The organism is Leptolyngbya sp. CCY15150, from assembly GCF_016888135.1.
Lineage (GTDB): Bacteria > Cyanobacteriota > Cyanobacteriia > RECH01 > RECH01 > RECH01.
The window spans coordinates 1-587 of the sequence record NZ_JACSWB010000072.1 but is presented as its reverse complement, the minus strand read 5'-3'; the positions used below and the strand labels follow the sequence as shown (position 1 = coordinate 587).

Here is a 587-nt window from a genome sequence, read left to right as displayed (position 1 = left end):
CCCTACTCGTCTATAGTTTGGGGCAGCGCAAGCTCAGAGCCCAACTAGACCAGACGGGTGAAACGGTGCTTGACCAAAAGCAACGCCCGACGCCCATCCCGACCTTTCGCTGGATTTTACAGAAGTTCCAGGCGATTCACTTGGTCTCGATGAACACAGTTCAGCAGGTCAGCAACCTGTCTGAGGAGCACAGCAAAATTATCCGCCTTATGGGCTTTCCGTCCTGCCGCTACTATCTCCTAAATTAAGACCTGTCAACCTGCGGAATGTCGGAGATTAACCATGCCATCGCAGAGTAGAAGGCTGGCTCTAACTTAAGTTAGAATCCGAAGTTGATCGAAAGTACATCCTACAAACTGACAATGCCGCGCTTAACGGCAACAATCACAGCTTGGGTGCGATCGCTCACATCTAATTTATTCAAAATCCGATTGACATGAGATTTAACAGTCCCTTCACCTATGCTCAAAGCAACCGCAATATCAGCGTTATATCAAGTTGGGTTGAACGACCATGATATTAATATAGAAGAATCCCCTCTGACTTTTCTGTATTCTCTCTATGCCTAAGCGACTTACCATCACTCC

The 587-nt window shown here is 47.2% G+C and carries 2 pseudogenes; one reads left to right on the top strand and one right to left on the bottom strand.

The annotated features are described in order from the left end of the window. Positions 1–248 (top strand): annotated as a pseudogene (locus tag JUJ53_RS00385) (IS1634 family transposase); the annotation flags it as partial. A 101-nt stretch (positions 249–349) separates the two neighbouring features. Here JUJ53_RS00385 and JUJ53_RS25355 read toward each other — a convergent pair. Then, a pseudogene (locus JUJ53_RS25355) lies at positions 350–587 on the bottom strand (LuxR C-terminal-related transcriptional regulator); the annotation flags it as partial.